General features: G+C 72.7%; 14 protein-coding genes. 5 read left to right on the forward strand and 9 right to left on the reverse strand.

Annotation, left to right across the window (positions count from 1 at the left end; genetic code table 11):
• Nucleotides 1-17 precede the first annotated feature (17 nt).
• The 3 genes from U9J23_RS12995 to U9J23_RS13005 form a co-directional block, all read right to left on the reverse strand.
• Entirely contained in the window at nt 18-1388 is a 1371-nt protein-coding gene (locus U9J23_RS12995; RefSeq protein WP_085470242.1) for a metallopeptidase TldD-related protein, read from the reverse strand.
• A complete protein-coding gene (locus U9J23_RS13000; RefSeq protein ID WP_059384178.1) occupies nt 1385-2896 on the reverse strand; it encodes a TldD/PmbA family protein in 1512 nt (503 codons plus the stop codon). The genes U9J23_RS12995 and U9J23_RS13000 overlap by 4 nt, the downstream gene beginning before the upstream one ends.
• Nucleotides 2897-2958: 62 nt before the next feature.
• Entirely contained in the window at nt 2959-3723 is a 765-nt protein-coding gene (locus U9J23_RS13005) for a TSUP family transporter (RefSeq protein ID WP_326598237.1), read from the reverse strand.
• A gap of 104 nt (nt 3724-3827) precedes the next feature.
• On the opposite strand from U9J23_RS13005, the gene U9J23_RS13010 reads away from it, so the two are divergent.
• The 4 genes from U9J23_RS13010 to U9J23_RS13025 are packed head-to-tail and all read left to right on the forward strand — an operon-like array spanning nt 3828 to nt 8401.
• Nucleotides 3828-4370 carry an FxsA family protein gene (locus U9J23_RS13010; RefSeq protein ID WP_059384176.1) on the forward strand — a complete coding sequence of 181 codons (543 nt, stop codon included), beginning with the start codon at nt 3828-3830 and terminating at the stop codon, nt 4368-4370.
• Between the two features lie 19 nt (nt 4371-4389).
• Nucleotides 4390-6000 carry an amidohydrolase gene (locus U9J23_RS13015; RefSeq protein ID WP_229579260.1) on the forward strand — a complete coding sequence of 537 codons (1611 nt, stop codon included), beginning with the start codon at nt 4390-4392 and terminating at the stop codon, nt 5998-6000.
• Nucleotides 5997-7625 carry an apolipoprotein N-acyltransferase gene (lnt, locus tag U9J23_RS13020; protein ID WP_179161838.1) on the forward strand — a complete coding sequence of 543 codons (1629 nt, stop codon included), beginning with the start codon at nt 5997-5999 and terminating at the stop codon, nt 7623-7625. The genes U9J23_RS13015 and lnt overlap by 4 nt, the downstream gene beginning before the upstream one ends.
• Entirely contained in the window at nt 7625-8401 is a 777-nt protein-coding gene (locus U9J23_RS13025; protein ID WP_059384174.1) for a polyprenol monophosphomannose synthase, read from the forward strand. Before lnt ends, U9J23_RS13025 begins: the two co-directional genes overlap by 1 nt.
• A 42-nt stretch (nt 8402-8443) precedes the next feature.
• On the opposite strand, the gene U9J23_RS13030 is transcribed toward U9J23_RS13025, so the two are convergent.
• The 5 genes from U9J23_RS13030 to U9J23_RS13050 form a co-directional block, all read right to left on the reverse strand.
• Nucleotides 8444-9439, reverse strand: coding sequence for an AurF N-oxygenase family protein (locus tag U9J23_RS13030; protein WP_059384173.1), 996 nt, complete (start codon nt 9437-9439; stop codon nt 8444-8446).
• Nucleotides 9436-10350, reverse strand: coding sequence for a prephenate dehydrogenase (locus U9J23_RS13035; protein WP_059384172.1), 915 nt, complete (start codon nt 10348-10350; stop codon nt 9436-9438). The genes U9J23_RS13030 and U9J23_RS13035 overlap by 4 nt, the downstream gene beginning before the upstream one ends.
• Complete coding sequence (gene pabB / locus U9J23_RS13040; protein WP_230825433.1) at nt 10347-12518, reverse strand: aminodeoxychorismate synthase component I; 2172 nt, start codon at nt 12516-12518, stop codon at nt 10347-10349. Before pabB ends, U9J23_RS13035 begins: the two co-directional genes overlap by 4 nt.
• 8 nt (nt 12519-12526) lie before the next feature.
• Nucleotides 12527-12901: a chorismate mutase gene (locus U9J23_RS13045; protein WP_230825434.1), complete on the reverse strand. Its 375-nt coding sequence runs from the start codon at nt 12899-12901 to the stop codon at nt 12527-12529.
• Between the two features lie 265 nt (nt 12902-13166).
• The gene (locus U9J23_RS13050; RefSeq protein ID WP_026061850.1) at nt 13167-13505 is read right to left on the reverse strand and encodes an RNA polymerase-binding protein RbpA; all 339 of its coding nucleotides are present in this window, start codon (nt 13503-13505) and stop codon (nt 13167-13169) included.
• A 232-nt stretch (nt 13506-13737) separates the two neighbouring features.
• Between U9J23_RS13050 and U9J23_RS13055 the strand changes: the two genes are divergently transcribed.
• Nucleotides 13738-14079, forward strand: coding sequence for a hypothetical protein (locus U9J23_RS13055; protein ID WP_059384169.1), 342 nt, complete (start codon nt 13738-13740; stop codon nt 14077-14079).
• 24 nt (nt 14080-14103) lie between these two features.
• Here the strand turns inward: U9J23_RS13055 and U9J23_RS13060 are convergent, their stop codons facing one another.
• On the reverse strand, nt 14104-14691 hold the full coding sequence (locus U9J23_RS13060) for a hypothetical protein (protein WP_059384199.1): 588 nt from the start codon (nt 14689-14691) through the stop codon (nt 14104-14106).
• Nucleotides 14692-14901: the final 210 nt, after the last annotated feature.

Consider the following 14901-nt stretch of genomic DNA (forward strand, 5'->3'; position numbering starts at 1 on the left):
GCCGACCGGACCGGAGGTCAGTGCGCGGCGCTGACCGAGGACATGTGGAAGTCGGGGATGCGCACCGGCGGCATCGCGGTGCGGGTGAACCAGTCCTTCCACTCCCGCGGCAGGGTGCGTTCGGTGGCGCCGATCTCGGTGGCGCGGCCGAGCAGATCCACCGGGGACTCGTTGAACCGGAAGTTGTTCACCGCCGCCCGCACCTGCCCGTCCTCGACGAGATACACCCCGTCGCGGGTCAGGCCGGTCAGCAACAGCACCGCCGGGTCGACCTCCCGCAGGTACCACACGGTGGTCAGCAGCAGACCGCGTTCGGTGCGGGCGACCATGTCGTCCACATCGGCGGTGCCGCCGCCGGTGAGCAGCAGGTTCTCACCCGGCGCCGTGGGGGTGGCACCGAATTCGGCGGCCGCGGCCCGCGGATACGCCAACGCGTGCAGTGCGCCGTCGCGCAGCCAATCGACCCGCGAGGCGCTCATGCCGGTGTCGAACACCGAGACGCTGTCAGTGGAGGCGGTGGCGACCACGAACGGCGCATAACCGAGCCCCGGGGCGGCCGGATCGGACGTCAACGTCACCGGCAGCGCCGCGATCTGCTCGCCGAGGCGAGTACCGCCGGGCCCCGCCCACACCGACCGGCCCTCCTCGGCGCCGCGCCCGTCGAGGGACCACAACAGCGGGATCATCAGATCGGCGACCACCGACGGCGGCAGCAGTGTCTCGTACCGCCCGGCGGGCAGGTCGACGCGGGTGCCGGCCCAGTCCAGCCGCCGCGCCAGCTCGGCGCGCAGCGGATCCATCGCGAGGTCGGTGAAGTCGACGGTGCCGGCGCCGACCCAGGCGCTCGCCCCGGTCAGGCCGCCGCGTTTGCCGTTGATCTCGAGCGAGCCGTCGCGCTGCACCCAGCGGCGCCGCACCCCGGTGGAGGTGCCCAGCCACATCGTCGTCGACCGGTGGTGCGCGAACCCGTAGAGGGCGTCGGTGTTGTCGAAGCCGGCGGCGAGCCCGTCGAGGAGCGGGGCGAAGACCTCGATGTCGGTGCCGACAGCCTCTTCGCCCCACTGCGGGTCGGTGGCGTCGCCGTCGATCAGCGGCATCGTGTCCGGGGCCGCCGGGGCCTGCTGCGCGGCCTCCCACGCCGCGCCGACCACCCCGCCGATGTCGTCGGCGTCGACGATCGCGGCGCTGACCACCCCGCAGTGCGCCCCGTCGGGGGTGCGGCGGATCGCGAGGATCGTGGCGCCGCGGGCACGGGCGGAACCGTTGGTGGTCATCGAGTTGCCGGCCCACCGCAGCGACGCCTCGGCGTTGTCGGTGACGATCACGATGGTCTCGTCGGCGGGGGAGGCCGCCAGCGCGGTTTCGACGAGTCGGTCTCCGGGGATCATCGGCCACCCTCCTGCACCGTGTTGAGCACGTTCACGCCGCGCACCAGCACCGACGGGCACCCGTGCGAGACGGACGCGACCTGCCCGGGTTGCGCCTTGCCGCAGTTCATCGCGCCGCCGAGCTGCCAGGTCGACGCTCCACCGAGGGTTTCGAGCGCACCCCAGAACTCGGTGGTCGACGCCTGATAGGCCACATCGCGGACCTGCCCGGCGAGTCGGCCGCCGCGGATCCGGTAGAACCGCTGCCCGGTGAACTGGAAGTTGTGCCGCTGCATGTCGATCGACCAGCTGCGGTCGCCGACGATGTACAGCCCGTCGTCGACCCCGGCGATCAGATCGGCGGTGCTGCGATCGACGACCGGATCGGGTTGCAGCGACACGTTCGCCATCCGCTGGATCGGCACGTGATGCGCGGAATCGGCGTAGGCGCAGCCGTTCGAGCGGGCCACCCCGAGCCTGGGGGCGAACGCCCGGTCGAGTTGGTAGCCGACGAGCACCCCGTCCTTCACCAGATCCCAGGACTGGGCGGCGACCCCGTCGTCGTCGTAGCCGACAGTGGCCATGCCGTGCGGTTCGGTGCGGTCGGCGGTGACGTGCATGACGTCGCTGCCGTAGCGCAGGCTGCCCAGCAGGTCGGGGGTGGCGAAGGAGGTGCCGGCGTAGGCGGCCTCGTAGCCGATGGCGCGGTCGTATTCGGTGGCGTGCCCGACCGATTCGTGGATCGTCAGCCACAGATTCGTCGGATCGATCACCAGATCGGTGCGGCCCGGGGTCACCGACGGGGCCTGCGCCTTCTCGGCGAGCTGCTCGGGCAGCGCGGCGAGCTCGCTGCTCCAGTCCCACCACCGATCCGAGGCCACCTGTTCCCAGCCGCGGCCGGTCGGTGGGGCCAGGGTGCGCATCGACTCGAAGGTGCCGGCCTCACGGTCGACGCGGGTCGCCTCGAGATCGGAGTGGATCCGCACCCGCTGCTGGGTGATCGTCGACCCGGCGAGATCGGCGTAGAAGGTCTGCTCCTTGACCAGGGTCAGATTCGCGGCGACGTGGTCGACGCCGGCGGCGTCCTGCAGTCGCCGCGAACGGTCCTCGAGCACCGCGATGCGCTCGGCCGCGGGGACGGTGAACGGATCGATCTCGTACGGCGAGACCCACACCGCGTCCCGGTGGACCGGCTCGTCGGCCCACTGCACCGGATCACGGTTCAACGCGCGCAGAGTGCGGGCGACCGCGACGGCACGGGCCGCGGCGTCGGCGGCGCCGTCCGGGCCGGGCACCGGATGCGACGCGAACCCCCAGGTACCGTCGAGCAGCACCCTCACCGCCACCCCGCAGTCGCTGTCGTCCACCGCGGCCTGCAGGGCACCGTCGCGCAGGGTGCTCGTCCAGGTCCGCATCCGATGTATCCGCACATCGGCGTGACTCGCGCCCGCCGCCCGCGCCACCGTCAGGCCCGCGTCGGCGGCGGCGTGCAACGGCAGGGCCAGGAAATCGTCGTCCACCGCATTCACCCGCCCACGGTAACGCCGGGCCGGGCGGCGCCGGGGTTGCCGCACCGAGCGCCGCGGGCGGCTCAGCCGAACTGTTCGATGCCCAGCCGGATCACCATGGCGATCACCACGACCAGCAACACCACCCGCACGAATCCGGCGCCGCGCGCGAGCGCCATCCGGGAACCGAGCACCGATCCGGCGACGTTGCACACCGCCAGCGCCGCCCCGAGCGTCCACCACACGTGCCCGCCGACGGCGAAGAGCACCAGCGCGCCGAGATTCGAGCCGAAGTTGAGCACCTTCGCCATCGCCGCGGAGGTGACGAACTCGCTGCCGAGCATCGCCGCGAACACGATGATGATGAAGGTGCCGGTGCCGGGTCCGAGGATCCCGTCGTAGAAGCCGATCACCGCCGCGGCCGTGATCACCACGGTAATCAGCCGCAGGGTGGAGGGGCGGCGGGTGCCGCCGGCGCCGAGTTTCGGGCGGGTGGTGACGAACACCGCCACCGCGACGAGCACCACCATCACGATCGGGATGAACACCTCCCGGTCGATGAGCGAGACCGCCGCCGCCCCCGCCGCCGCGGCCACGGCCGCGACCAGGGCGGCGGGGCCGAGCAGCGACCAGCGCAGCGGGATGCGCCGCGCGAAGGTCAGCACCGCCGCGCCGGTCCCGCAGATGGCGGTGAGCTTGTTCGTCGCCAGCGCCACCTGCGGCGTCAACTGCGGGGCGACGAGGAACAGGGCGGGCAGCAGGATCAGCCCGCCGCCGCCGACCACCGCGTCCACCCATCCGGCGGCCGTCGCGGCGGTCATCAGCAACGCCCAGTCACCTGCAGTCATGGCGGTCATTCGATCACGCGGCGCATCCGTGGCCGGGTGCGGGAGCAAAACCGGCGGCCCGTTCGTTGACCGGACAGAAACCGCCGACGGAAGGAAGTCCCGCCGTGTACCCGTTGTTGTTCGTGCTCTACGTCGTGGCGGAGATCGCGGTGCTGGCCTGGCTCGGCTCCACCCTCGGCGCCCTGGCCACCGTGCTGATCTTCCTCGGTGTCAGCGCCGCCGGTTATCTCGTGCTCGCCGCGCTGGGCCGCCGCGCACTGCGCAATCTCGGCGAACTGCGCAATGGGCGGGCGCCGCGCGCCAATTCCCCGGAGCGGGTGCTCACCGACGGTGCGCTCATCGGCGCCGGCGCGGCCCTGGTGCTGATTCCCGGCATCGTCAGCACCGTGCTCGGGGTGGTGCTGTTGCTGCCGACCCGTGCCGCGCTGCGTCCGGCGGTGCGCACGCTGGTCGCGCGGCGGGCCCGCACCACCGGGTTCTCCGCGCAGCGGCTGGTGGTGGTCGACGGGCAGGTCGTCGATCACAGTGTCGTCGGGGGCGCCCCGCACCTGACCGGTGGTCCGGCCGTGACCGAGCAGGTCGACGACCGCGGCACCGTGTTCGAAGGGGAGATCGTGGAGACCCCGCGCCGCCACGAGGAGCGGTAACCGGGCAGACTGGGCACTCGTGAGCCCTGCACCGCACACCCAGCTTCTCGTCGGCGGCCGCATCTACAGCGCCAGTGCCCCCGATGCCACCGCTATGGCCGTCACCGACGGCACGATCGTGTGGGTCGGGCAGGACCGGCCCGGCCGCGCCCTGCACCCGGACGCCGAGATCGTCGACCTGCACGGCGCGTTCGTCGCCCCCGGTTTCGTCGACACCCACGTGCACACCACCAGCCACGGCCTGGCGCTGACGGGGTTGGACCTGACCGACGCCGTCGACCGCGACGACGCGTTGCGCCGGGTGCGCGCGCACACCGAGGCGCACGACGACGCGGTGATCTGGGGGCACGGCTGGGACGAGACCCGCTGGCCCGACCCGACGCCGCCGACCACCGCCGACCTCGATGCCGCCGCCCCGGCCCGGCTCGTCTATCTCGGCCGGATCGATGCGCATTCGGCGGCGGCGTCGACCGCGTTGCGGGCCGCCGCCGAACCCCTCGACGAGCTGGCCGGGTTCGATCCGCAGCAGCCGCTGACCGCCGCGGCGCACCACGCGGTGCGCGGCGCCGCACGCCGCGGGCTGACCGCCGCGCAGCGCGCCCGCGCCCGGCTGGCGGCCCTCGATGATTTCGCCGCGCACGGGTACGTCGCGGTGCACGAATGCGCCGGCCCCGACATCTCCGGGCTCGACGACTTCACCGAACTGCTCGGCACCGACCATCCGGTGCAGGTGCGCGGCTACTGGGGGCAGGCGGTGCGCACCGGCGAGGAGGCCGCGGAGCTGCTCGCGAAGACCGGTGCCGACGCGCTCGGCGGGGATCTGTTCGCCGACGGGTCGATCGGTTCGCACACCGCCGCGCTGGCCCGCCCCTACGACGATCTGCCGGACTGCTGCGGCACCACCTATCTGACCGAGGACGAGCTGACCGCGCACGTGCGGGCGTGTACCTCGGCGGGCATCCAGGCCGGTTTCCACGTCATCGGTGACGCCGCGACCACCGCTGCGGTCGCGGCGTTCGAGACGGTCGCCGCGGAGGTCGGGGGACCGGCGCTCGCCGCGCGCGGGCATCGGCTCGAGCACGTCGAGTCGCTCACGGTCGCGCAGGCGGAGGTGTTGTCGCGGTACGGGGTGATCGCGAGCATGCAGCCGAGCTTCGACGCCCTGTGGGGCGGGCCGGACGGGATGTACGCGCAGCGGCTCGGTGTCGAACGCGCCGCGGCGTTGAATGCGTTCGCGCCGCTGGCGGCGACCGGTCTGGCGTTGGCGTTCGGCTCCGATGCGCCGGTGACGGCGCCGCGGCCGTGGCCGATGTTGCGGGCGGCGGTGCACCACCGCACCGAGGGCAGCGGCATCTCGCCGCGGGCGGCGTTCGCCGCCGCGACCCGCGGTGCGTGGCGCGCCGGTGGGGTGCGCGACGGGATGGCCGGCACCCTCGATCCGGGGGCGCCGGCGTCGTATGCGATCTGGGAGGTCGGGGAGCTGGTGGTCAGCGCCCCGAAGGATTCGGTGCAGCGGTGGTCGACGGATCCGCGGTCGCGGGTGGCGCCGCTGCCGGATCTCACCCCGGGCACCGCCGATCCGGTGCTGGTGCGCAGTGTGCACCGCGGCCGGGTCGTGTACGCGCGGTGACCGGCCGACCCTTCGCCACGGTCACCGCGCGGGCGGTGCGTGTCGTCGCGCTGCGGGCGCTGCTCGCCGTCGTCGCGGGACTGTTGCTGTTCGCGTCGTTCCCGCCGCGGCCGTTGTGGTTCCTCGCCCCGGTCGGGATCGCGCTCCTGGTCGGTGTATCGACTGCAGTGCCGATGCGGCGACGCGCCGGGTTCGGTTACGGCTATCTCGCAGGCCTCGGTTTCCTGGTGCCGCTGCTGCCCTGGATCGGCGTCTATGTCGGTCCGTTGCCGTGGTTGGCGCTCGCCGCCGCCGAGGCGGTCTTCGTCGGCCTGTTCGGGGCGCTGGTGGTGCACCTGCGGTCGCTGCCGGTCGCGCCGTTGTGGATCGCGGCGGCGTGGAGCCTGACCGAATGGTTGCGTTCGAGTGTCCCGTTCGGCGGATTCCCGTGGGGTCGGCTGGCGTTCGGGCAACCCGACGGCGGGTTCGTCTCCCTCGCCGTCGTCGGCGGTGCCCCGCTGGTGTCGTTCGCCGTCGCCGCGACCGGCGCCGGGCTCGCTGCCCTCGCCCTGACCGCCTCCTGCCGTGCTCGCCCGGCGCGGGCCTGGACGGCGCCGGTCGCGGTGACGCTGCTCGGGCCGCTGCTCGCCGCGGCGGCGTGGCCGCTGGTGCGCACCACCACCGACGAGTCGTCGACGGTGACGGTCGCGGCGATCCAGGGCAGCGTGCCGCGCCTGGGCCTGGACTTCAACGCCCAGCGCAAGGCGGTGCTCGACAACCACGTCGCCCGCACCCTCACGCTCGCCGAGGACGTCGCCGCCGGGCGGGCCCCGGCCCCCGATGTGGTGATCTGGCCGGAGAACGCCTCGGACATCGACCCGCTGCGCAACGCCGATGCCGCCCGCGACATCTCCGCCGCGTCCGCCGCGATCGACGCGCCGATCCTCGTCGGGGCGGTGCTCGCCAACGGCGACCGGACCACCACCAATTCGGTGATCGTGTGGGACGCGCAGACCGGTCCGGGGGAGCGGCACGACAAGAAGATCATCCAGCCGTTCGGCGAGTACCTGCCGTGGCGGTCGTTCTTCCGACTGTTCTCCGAGTACGCGGACCGCGCCGGTTATTTCGTGCCCGGCGACGGGGACGGCATGGTGACCGCCGGCGGCATCGACATCGGGGTGGCGACCTGCTACGAGGTGGCCTTCGATCGGGCGTTCCGCGATTCGATCGACGCCGGCGCGCAGCTGCTGGCGGTGCCGACGAACAACGCCACCTTCGGCGACACCGAGATGACCTACCAGCAGCTGGCGATGTCGCGGCTGCGGGCCGTCGAGCACGGCCGGGCCGTGATCGTCGCGGCGACCAGCGGGGTCAGCGCGATCGTCGAACCGGACGGTCGGGTGCAGCAGAGCACACCGTTGTTCGTGCCCGATGCCCTGGTGGCGCAGGTGCCCTTGCGCGCAGACGTTACGCTGGCTAGTCGGCTCGGAGTGGCGCCGGAGCTCGTGCTCTGCGCCGCGGCCGTGGCCGCCGCCGGTTTCGCCCTGGTGCGAGGACGGCGGGAGAAGGCCGGTGCGGCAGCTCGCACCAGCACCGGCGCAGCAGGAGCACCGGCCGGTGGCCGGTTCGACAAGGAGGACCTCTGATGGCAGCGGCGACGCCGGCCGGGAACGACAGCGCACCCAGCGCCCGCACCCTGGTGATCATTCCGACCTACAACGAGCGGGAGAACCTCGGTCGGATCATCACGCGGCTGCACGCTGCGCTGCCGCACACCCACGTCCTCGTCGTCGACGACGGCAGCCCCGACGGCACCGGTGACCTCGCCGACGAACTCGCCGCCGCCGACGAGCGCATCGCGGTGCTGCACCGCACCGAGAAGAACGGTCTCGGTGCCGCCTACATCGCCGGTTTCCGGTGGGGGCTCGAGCACGGCTACACGGTGCTCGTGGAGATGGACGCCGACGGCAGCCACGCCCCCGAGCAGCTGCACCTGCTGCTGGAGAAGGTCGATGCCGGCGCCGATCTGGTGCTCGGTTCCCGGTACGTGCCCGGCGGCACGGTGGTGAACTGGCCGTGGCACCGCGAGGTGCTCTCCCGCGGTGGCAACATCTACTCGCGTCTCGCGCTGGGGGTGTCGATCCAGGACATCACCGGCGGCTACCGTGCCTACCGTCGTGAGGTGCTCGAGAAGCTCGACCTCGACGCGATCGCCTCGCACGGCTACTGCTTCCAGGTCGATCTCGCGTGGCGCACCCTCCAGGCCGGGTTCACCGTCGCCGAGGTGCCCATCACGTTCACCGAACGGGAGATCGGTGAGTCGAAGATGAACGGCAACATCGTGCAGGAGGCCCTCGTCCGGGTCACCGTGTGGGGGCTGCGCAGCCGCCTCGCGCGCCTGCGGGCACTGCTCGGCCGCTGAACCGGCCACACCTGATGCATCAGGCGCTGCGCGGCTGATGAGCTAGCCGCTGCGCGGCCACGGCCAGCGGGCGTCGAGTTCCTCTCCGAGCCCCAGGCCCGCGCACAGCCGGCGGATGGCGCTGCAGTCCTGCACCACCGGCCGACCCTCGGTCACGGCGATGGTGTCGGCGACCAGCTCGTCGCCGCCGGGGATGTTCTCGTGCGCGATGATCGCCGCCCAGGTGGAGGTGTCGGAGCCGGTGAACGCCGCGACCGCGGTGCCGAGCGCGTCGAGCAGCCGCACCCGATCGGTGTCGTCGAGTTCGGTGAGCACCGCGGTGAGCAGCCCACCGGCCAGCGAGGCGTGGCACAGCTCGTCGCGGCGGTGCACCGCCACCGTCGCGCGGTTGACCGGCTGCAGTTCCGGGTCGGTGGTGAGCAACGCGAGATAGGCGCTGATCGAGGTCTCCGCGACGGTGGTGAACGCCAGCTGCACCAGCGCCGCATCCCGCGGGGTCTCGGCGCGCGCGACCGCGGCGCGATGCTCCCGCACGGTCGGGCAGGGTGGCAGCACCGACTCCGGGAGCGCCCAGCCGCGGCGACGGCGGGTGAGCACGTTGGCCTGCTGGTGCATGAGGGTGTGGTACTGCTCGTCGACCATCGCCTGCAGCACCCCGGTGACCACCGTGTCGGACGGGCCGATGCCGAACGCGTCCTCGGTGATCAACGCGAAGCCGGGGTTGACGACGTGCTGTTCGATGTCGACGACGCTCTTGTTGTAGGCGATCCACGCCCAGGCCCGCAGCCGCGCCTGCCGTTGCTCGTCGAGCGCGAGATAACGCGGATGCTCGGCGAAGGGCAGCATCTGCTCGGGATAGTCGGCGCGGTCCGCCTCGAACAGCGCATCGAGATCGACCTCGGGTTTCTTGACGGCGGCGCGGCGCGGCCACGAGCGGGTCAGCCCGGCGATCACCGCGCTCTCCGCCGGATCGGACGGGTCGTATTGCGGGAGTTCCGGCGCGCGCAGCTGCGGGCCGGGGATGTCGGACTCGTTCATGTCCGGCTCCTTTCCTCGCTCGGACCGCCGACCGCACCCGGATCGCGGGGCAGTGCCGCGAACAGCTGCGCGCACAGCTGCGCGGCGGCGGGTTGCCCGTCGCCGAGCGCGGCGCGGGCCCGGTCGAGCAGCGCCGCGAAATCGGGCAGGGCGTCGGTGGCGGCGTCGAGATCGGCGACCGCGTCGGCGAGGGCGCGGCGGGCGGTGGCGGCGTACGGGTTGGTGAGCTGGATGTCGTGGTAGACCTCGGCGGTGCCCCCGGACACGCGGGCGAGCAGCGCCCGCAGCACGGTGTGCGGCGGCGCGGCGACCCGGGCGGCGGCATCCGGCACGTCGAGCCGGTCGAGGGCGATGCCGAACGCGAGGATCGCGGCGTGGGTGAGCACCTGCACGGCGGCGGTGATGCGGTCGTGTTCGTCGGCGGTGGTCTCGACCACTGCCGCACCCCAGTCGCGCAGGGCCGCAACGAACTCGGCCACGACCGGAGCGTCGTGGTGACGCACCGCCACCACGGGCCGGCCGGGCAACCCGAGGTCGGGGGCGAACATCGGGTTGATGCCGAGCGCGGGGGCGCCGGGCCGGTAGGTGTGCAGCGCCGCGGCGATCGGGGTCTTCACCGACAGGGTCTCCACCAGCAGGGTGTGCGGGGGCAGCAGCCGCGCGAGTACCGGCAGGGCGGCACCGGCGACGACGTCGGGGACGGCGAGGACCACGATGTCGGCGCCGTCGAGAGCCGCGGCGAGGCGGGTGTCGGGGGCGGTCAGATCGGCGCGCAGCATGTCGGGGGTGGCCGGGTCGGCGGCCGGGTCGACGACGAGCACCTGACGGCCGGCCTCGCGCAACGCGGCGGTGAGCAGGGCGCCGACGGCGCCGCATCCGCCGGCGACGATCACCCGGCCGGGCGTGGTCACGGCCCGGCCCGCCCCGGCAGCACCGGTGGCCCGTCGACGAGATCATCCGGGTCCGCGGAGCCGATCGCATCGGTCCCGTCGGTCGGGGTGGTGTCGCGGGCCGCGGCGAGGCAGCGGCGCATCACCACGGACTTGACGAGGGTCTCCTCGAGTTCGTCGTCCGGATCGGACAGCGCCACGATCGCCCCGCCGATCCCGAAGGTGACCTCGTGGGCGGTGGCGACGAGGGTGCGGATGACCACCGACAGGTCGGCGGCGCCGGTCGGCGACAGATACCCGATCGCCCCGGAGTACACCCCGCGGGGGCCGTCCTCGAGCTTGTCGATGATCTCCATGGTGCGCAGCTTCGGCGCGCCGGTCATCGATCCGCCGGGGAAGGCGGCGCGCACACAGTCCACCGCCGAGACGTCCGGGCGCAGCCTGCCGCGCACCGTGGACACCAGCTGATGCACCGCCGCATAGGTTTCGACCGCGAACAGCGCCGGCACGTGCACCGAGCCGGGCACGCACACCCGCGACAGGTCGTTGCGCACCAGGTCGACGATCATCAGGTTCTCGGAGCGGTCCTTCTCGCTGGCCTGCAGTCCGTCCCGCAGCGCCGCGTCCTCACCGGGGGTGCGGCCGCGCGGGCGGGTGCCCTTGATCGGTTTCGATTCGACGGTGCCGTCGGCGTCGATGCGCAGGAACCGTTCCGGGGACGCGCTGAGCACCGCGACCTCGGGAAAGTCGAGCAGCGCACTGTAGGGGGTGGGGCTGATGCGGCGCAACGCCCGGTAGGTGCTCAGCGGGTCGATGCCGCCGTCGACGGTGACGGTGTTCGTCAGGCACACCTCGTAGGTCTCGCCGCTGCGGATCTCGTTCTGGCACTGGGCGATCAGATCGAGATAACGCTGCGGGGAGTGCCGCAGCCGCAGCTGCGGGCCACCGTCCGCGCCGATCAGCGGCACCGGGGTCTGCTCGTCGATCGCCGGTTCGGGCAGCGCCGACAGGATCGCGGCGGTCGCGTCGAACCAGGCGAGGGTCTCGGGATCGTCGGTGTCCTCGGTCAGGGCGAGCAGATAGCAGCAGCGGTCGTCGTGGTCGACGACCACCGCCCGGTCGGCGAAGACCAGCGCGGCGTCGGCGTAGGGGGAGGTGTGCACGAGTTGCGCGCCGGCGTCGGCCTTGAGTTCGTAGCCGAGATAGCCGACATAGCCGAGCGCGAACCCGAACGGCAGGTCGTCGCGGGCGGCGACGCGGCGCTCCGCGAGGCGGGCGGTGAGATGGTCGAAGACGGGGCGGCGGTGTTCCTCGACGGTGCCGTCGGCGCGGTGTTCGCGCACGATGCCCTCCCCGACCCGGTAGGTCAGGTAGTCGGCGCGGGGTCCGGCGCCGTTGCCGAGGACGGTGAACCGCGACTGCGGCTCCAGCGCGGCGCTGCCGTCGAGCCAGAAGCCGTGCGGGCCGGCGGCGAAGAGCGCCTCGTAGACGGCGGACGGGTCGGGGTGCAGCGGCAGCCGGCGGCTGGCCAGCAGATAGCGCGGGGCCGGTTCGGGTGCCGGTTCCGGATCGGCGGGGGCGGTGACGGTGATCGGGCTGCGCGGCGGGGTGGCGTCGCGGAAGTTGGCGAGCAGTTGCGCGCCGTGGGCGGTGCCGATCGATTCGGGATGGAACTGCACCCCCCACAGCGGGCGGTGCCGGTGCGCGACGGCCATGAGCAACCCGTCCGGGGTGTGGGCGGTGGCGACGAGCTCGTCGGGGACGGGGTCGGCGATCAGCGAGTGGTAGCGCACCGCCTCGAAGGGCGACGGCAGCCCGGCGAACAGGCCGGTGCCGTCGTGCAGGATCGGGCTGGTGCGGCCGTGCACCGGTTCGGGGGCGGTGATCACGGCGCTGCCGAACAGTTGGCACAGCCCTTGATGGCCCAGGCACACCCCGAGCAGCGGCACCCCGGCGTCGGTGAGGGCGCGGGCGCTGATCCCGAAGTCCCGGGCCCGGTCGGGTCGACCCGGGCCGGGGGAGATGACGATGTTGTCGAACGGTTCGGCGACGAGCTCGTCCCAGCTGCGATCGTTGGTGAGCACCCGCGGCGGGATGCCGTTGACGCGGGTGATCAGGTCGTAGAGGTTGTAGGTGAAGGAGTCGTAGTTGTCGATCAACACCGTGCGGATCGGTCGGGGCGCGGACACGACGGGCCTCAGTTCGTGCCGTCGCCGCGGCGACCGGAGCCGACCCGGTCCGCGGTGGCGCCGCCGGAGACGATGCGGTCCTCGACCCGGCACGCCTCGTCGATGAGCAGGGTGTACAGCGAGCGCACGAAGTCGCCGGACAGGCCGTGCCGGTACGCGTAGTCCTGGGCGCGGCGGTGCACGACCTCCATGCGGCCGGGTTGCAGCACGTCGAGGCCGTGGCGTTGCTTGAGTTCGGCGACGCGTCCGCACACCTCGAGGCGGGCGCGGATCCCGTCGAGCAGGGTCCGGTCGATGTCGTCGAGTTCGGCACGCAGGTCGGCCAATTCGGCGGCGGCCTGTGTCGACGGCGCGTCCGCCGCAGTGTGGTGACGGTCGGTCACGGACACTCACCCCCTTGCAAGCGACCCGCCGGAGCACCGGCGCGAAGGTCGTGGATCGGGCGTGCCGATCATGATCGATCGGCGTGCGATCATGATTGCACGCACCGTCCGGCCGATATCGACGATTGATCGATTCGTGGCGGGGCCGCAACCGAATTCGCGGAACCACCGTCCCGTCGGGCTGCGCTTGCGGGGTCCGTAACGACGTGTGCCGCCCCGGACGATCGTCCGGGGCGGCACACGTACGTGTTCGGCGGCGCAGGTGTCAGGCGCCGCGGCGCTTGGCCTTGAGCAGGTCCAGACGCTCCTTGAGCAGGTCCTCGAGTTCCTCGATGGAGCGACGCTCGAGCAGCATGTCCCAGTGCGTGCGCGGCGGCTTGACCTTCTTCGGCTCCGGTGCGGCGCCCTCGACCAGGGTGCCCTCGAGGCCGTTCTTGCAGATCCAGGTGCCGGGGATCTCCGCGTCGTCCGCGAACGGCACGTCGTATTCCTCGCCGTTGTCGCAGCGGTAGCGCGCGATTCGCCGCGGCGCCAGATCGTGGTCGCGGTCGGTTTCGTAGCTCACCGCCCCGAGTCGGCTGCCTCGCAGTACACGATCTGCCATGGTGGTGTCCTTCCTTGTGTGCTCCGCCCGGGTGACGATGCCGTGCGGCATCGACGCCGAGCTCGACGTCCACTGTGCTCAACGTCTGCGGAGCCGATTCCGTTCCCGCGGCCCACCGAGGAGCCGAGGGGCCAGTCTACCGACCCGCCGCACCGCCGCGCGCACGGTGCCCGCACCGGCCCGTGCGTCCGGGATTCCCGCCGCCCCGCCGGGGGTGCGGGCGGGCAGTACAGTGACGCTCGTGACCGGACGTGACACCCGAGCGAGCACGTGCCTGTGGTGCGGGCGCCCGGTACCGGAGATCGGCACCGGCCGGCGACGCCGCTACTGCCGCCAGTCGTGCCGGCAACGCGCCTACGAGCAGCGCAGCAGCGCCCGCCGCGCCGGACTGCCCGAGGATTCGGTGGTGCTCACCGCCGGCGAGGTCGAGGCCCTCGCCGACCGCGCGTTCCGGGTGCGCTGCGCCGCCGAGGACGTCGCCACCGCGGTCGCCGAGGGCGCCGCGGCCGACGAGCTGACCGCCCTGTGCGCGGAGCTGCTCGATCTGGCCCGCGACGCCGAACGACTGCGCTGACCGCCCCGATCCGGGGGCGCCGGCTCAGGCGAAGAAGCCACCCATGGTGTAGATCACCTGGCAGAACGCGCCGTTGGCGTACTGCAGCGAGCCGAACAGGGCGCCGAGCACCGCGCCGGGACCGCTGTCGATCACCGCGGACTGCAGCCCGCCGCCGTTGTTGTCGAGGGTGGCGACCCCGGCCCGGATGTTCTCCATGTTGATCCACACGAACTTCAGGTCCGAGGCGGTCACCGGCGCACCGGCGGTGGGTTCGACGAACACCTCGATCGACCCGAACGGCACCTGACCGTGCGGGCCGGGATGCACCCACGCGGTGGTCATCGCGAACGGCACGAAACCGCCGCCGCAGCCCGGACCGACGGTGGGTGCGGGCGACGAGAACGGCTGCGGGATGTTCTTCGGCGGCGGCGCGAACGGATCCGCCGAGCCGGAGTCGGCGACGAGCCGCTCGAGCGCGGCGAGGGTCTCGGGGGAGTCGGCGACCTCCGCGCGCAGCTGATCGAGCGGCACCCCCGGCGGGGCGGTGTCGGCGGCGGCCTGGGCGGGGGCCGCGAGCAGGGCCGCGGCGAGCAGGGCGGTGACGAGCGGGGCGGATCGGCGACGCAACATCTCGGGCTCCTTCGAATCGGGTCGAGCGGGCGGGACGAGACGATCCGGTCGCGATCCGATCACGCACGGGTCGCGGCACGGGGGCACGAAGGTGACGGCCGCTTCGAGAATAAGGAGAGCTGTCCGGTTTCGGGGCGTTTCCGGCGAGCCCGATCCGGCTTCGGAGGCGACCTCATTCGTCACGCCGGTCACGAACAGGACATTCCTCCC

It is taken from the genome of Rhodococcus sp. PD04 (assembly GCF_035918275.1).
In the GTDB taxonomy this organism is placed as follows: Bacteria; Actinomycetota; Actinomycetes; order Mycobacteriales; family Mycobacteriaceae; genus Rhodococcus; species Rhodococcus rhodochrous.

Bases quoted from the DNA above. Each gene is read 5' to 3' on its own strand.
- U9J23_RS12995 (WP_085470242.1), bottom strand. From the start codon at position 1,388: ATGATCCCCGGAGACCGACTCGTCGAAACCGCGCTGGCGGCCTCCCCC.
- U9J23_RS13005 (WP_326598237.1), bottom strand. From the start codon at position 3,723: ATGACTGCAGGTGACTGGGCGTTGCTGATGACCGCCGCGACGGCCGCC.
- U9J23_RS13025 (WP_059384174.1), top strand. From the start codon at position 7,625: ATGGCAGCGGCGACGCCGGCCGGGAACGACAGCGCACCCAGCGCCCGC.
- U9J23_RS13030 (WP_059384173.1), bottom strand. From the start codon at position 9,439: ATGAACGAGTCCGACATCCCCGGCCCGCAGCTGCGCGCGCCGGAACTC.
- U9J23_RS13050 (WP_026061850.1), bottom strand. From the start codon at position 13,505: ATGGCAGATCGTGTACTGCGAGGCAGCCGACTCGGGGCGGTGAGCTAC.
- U9J23_RS13060 (WP_059384199.1), bottom strand. From the start codon at position 14,691: ATGTTGCGTCGCCGATCCGCCCCGCTCGTCACCGCCCTGCTCGCCGCG.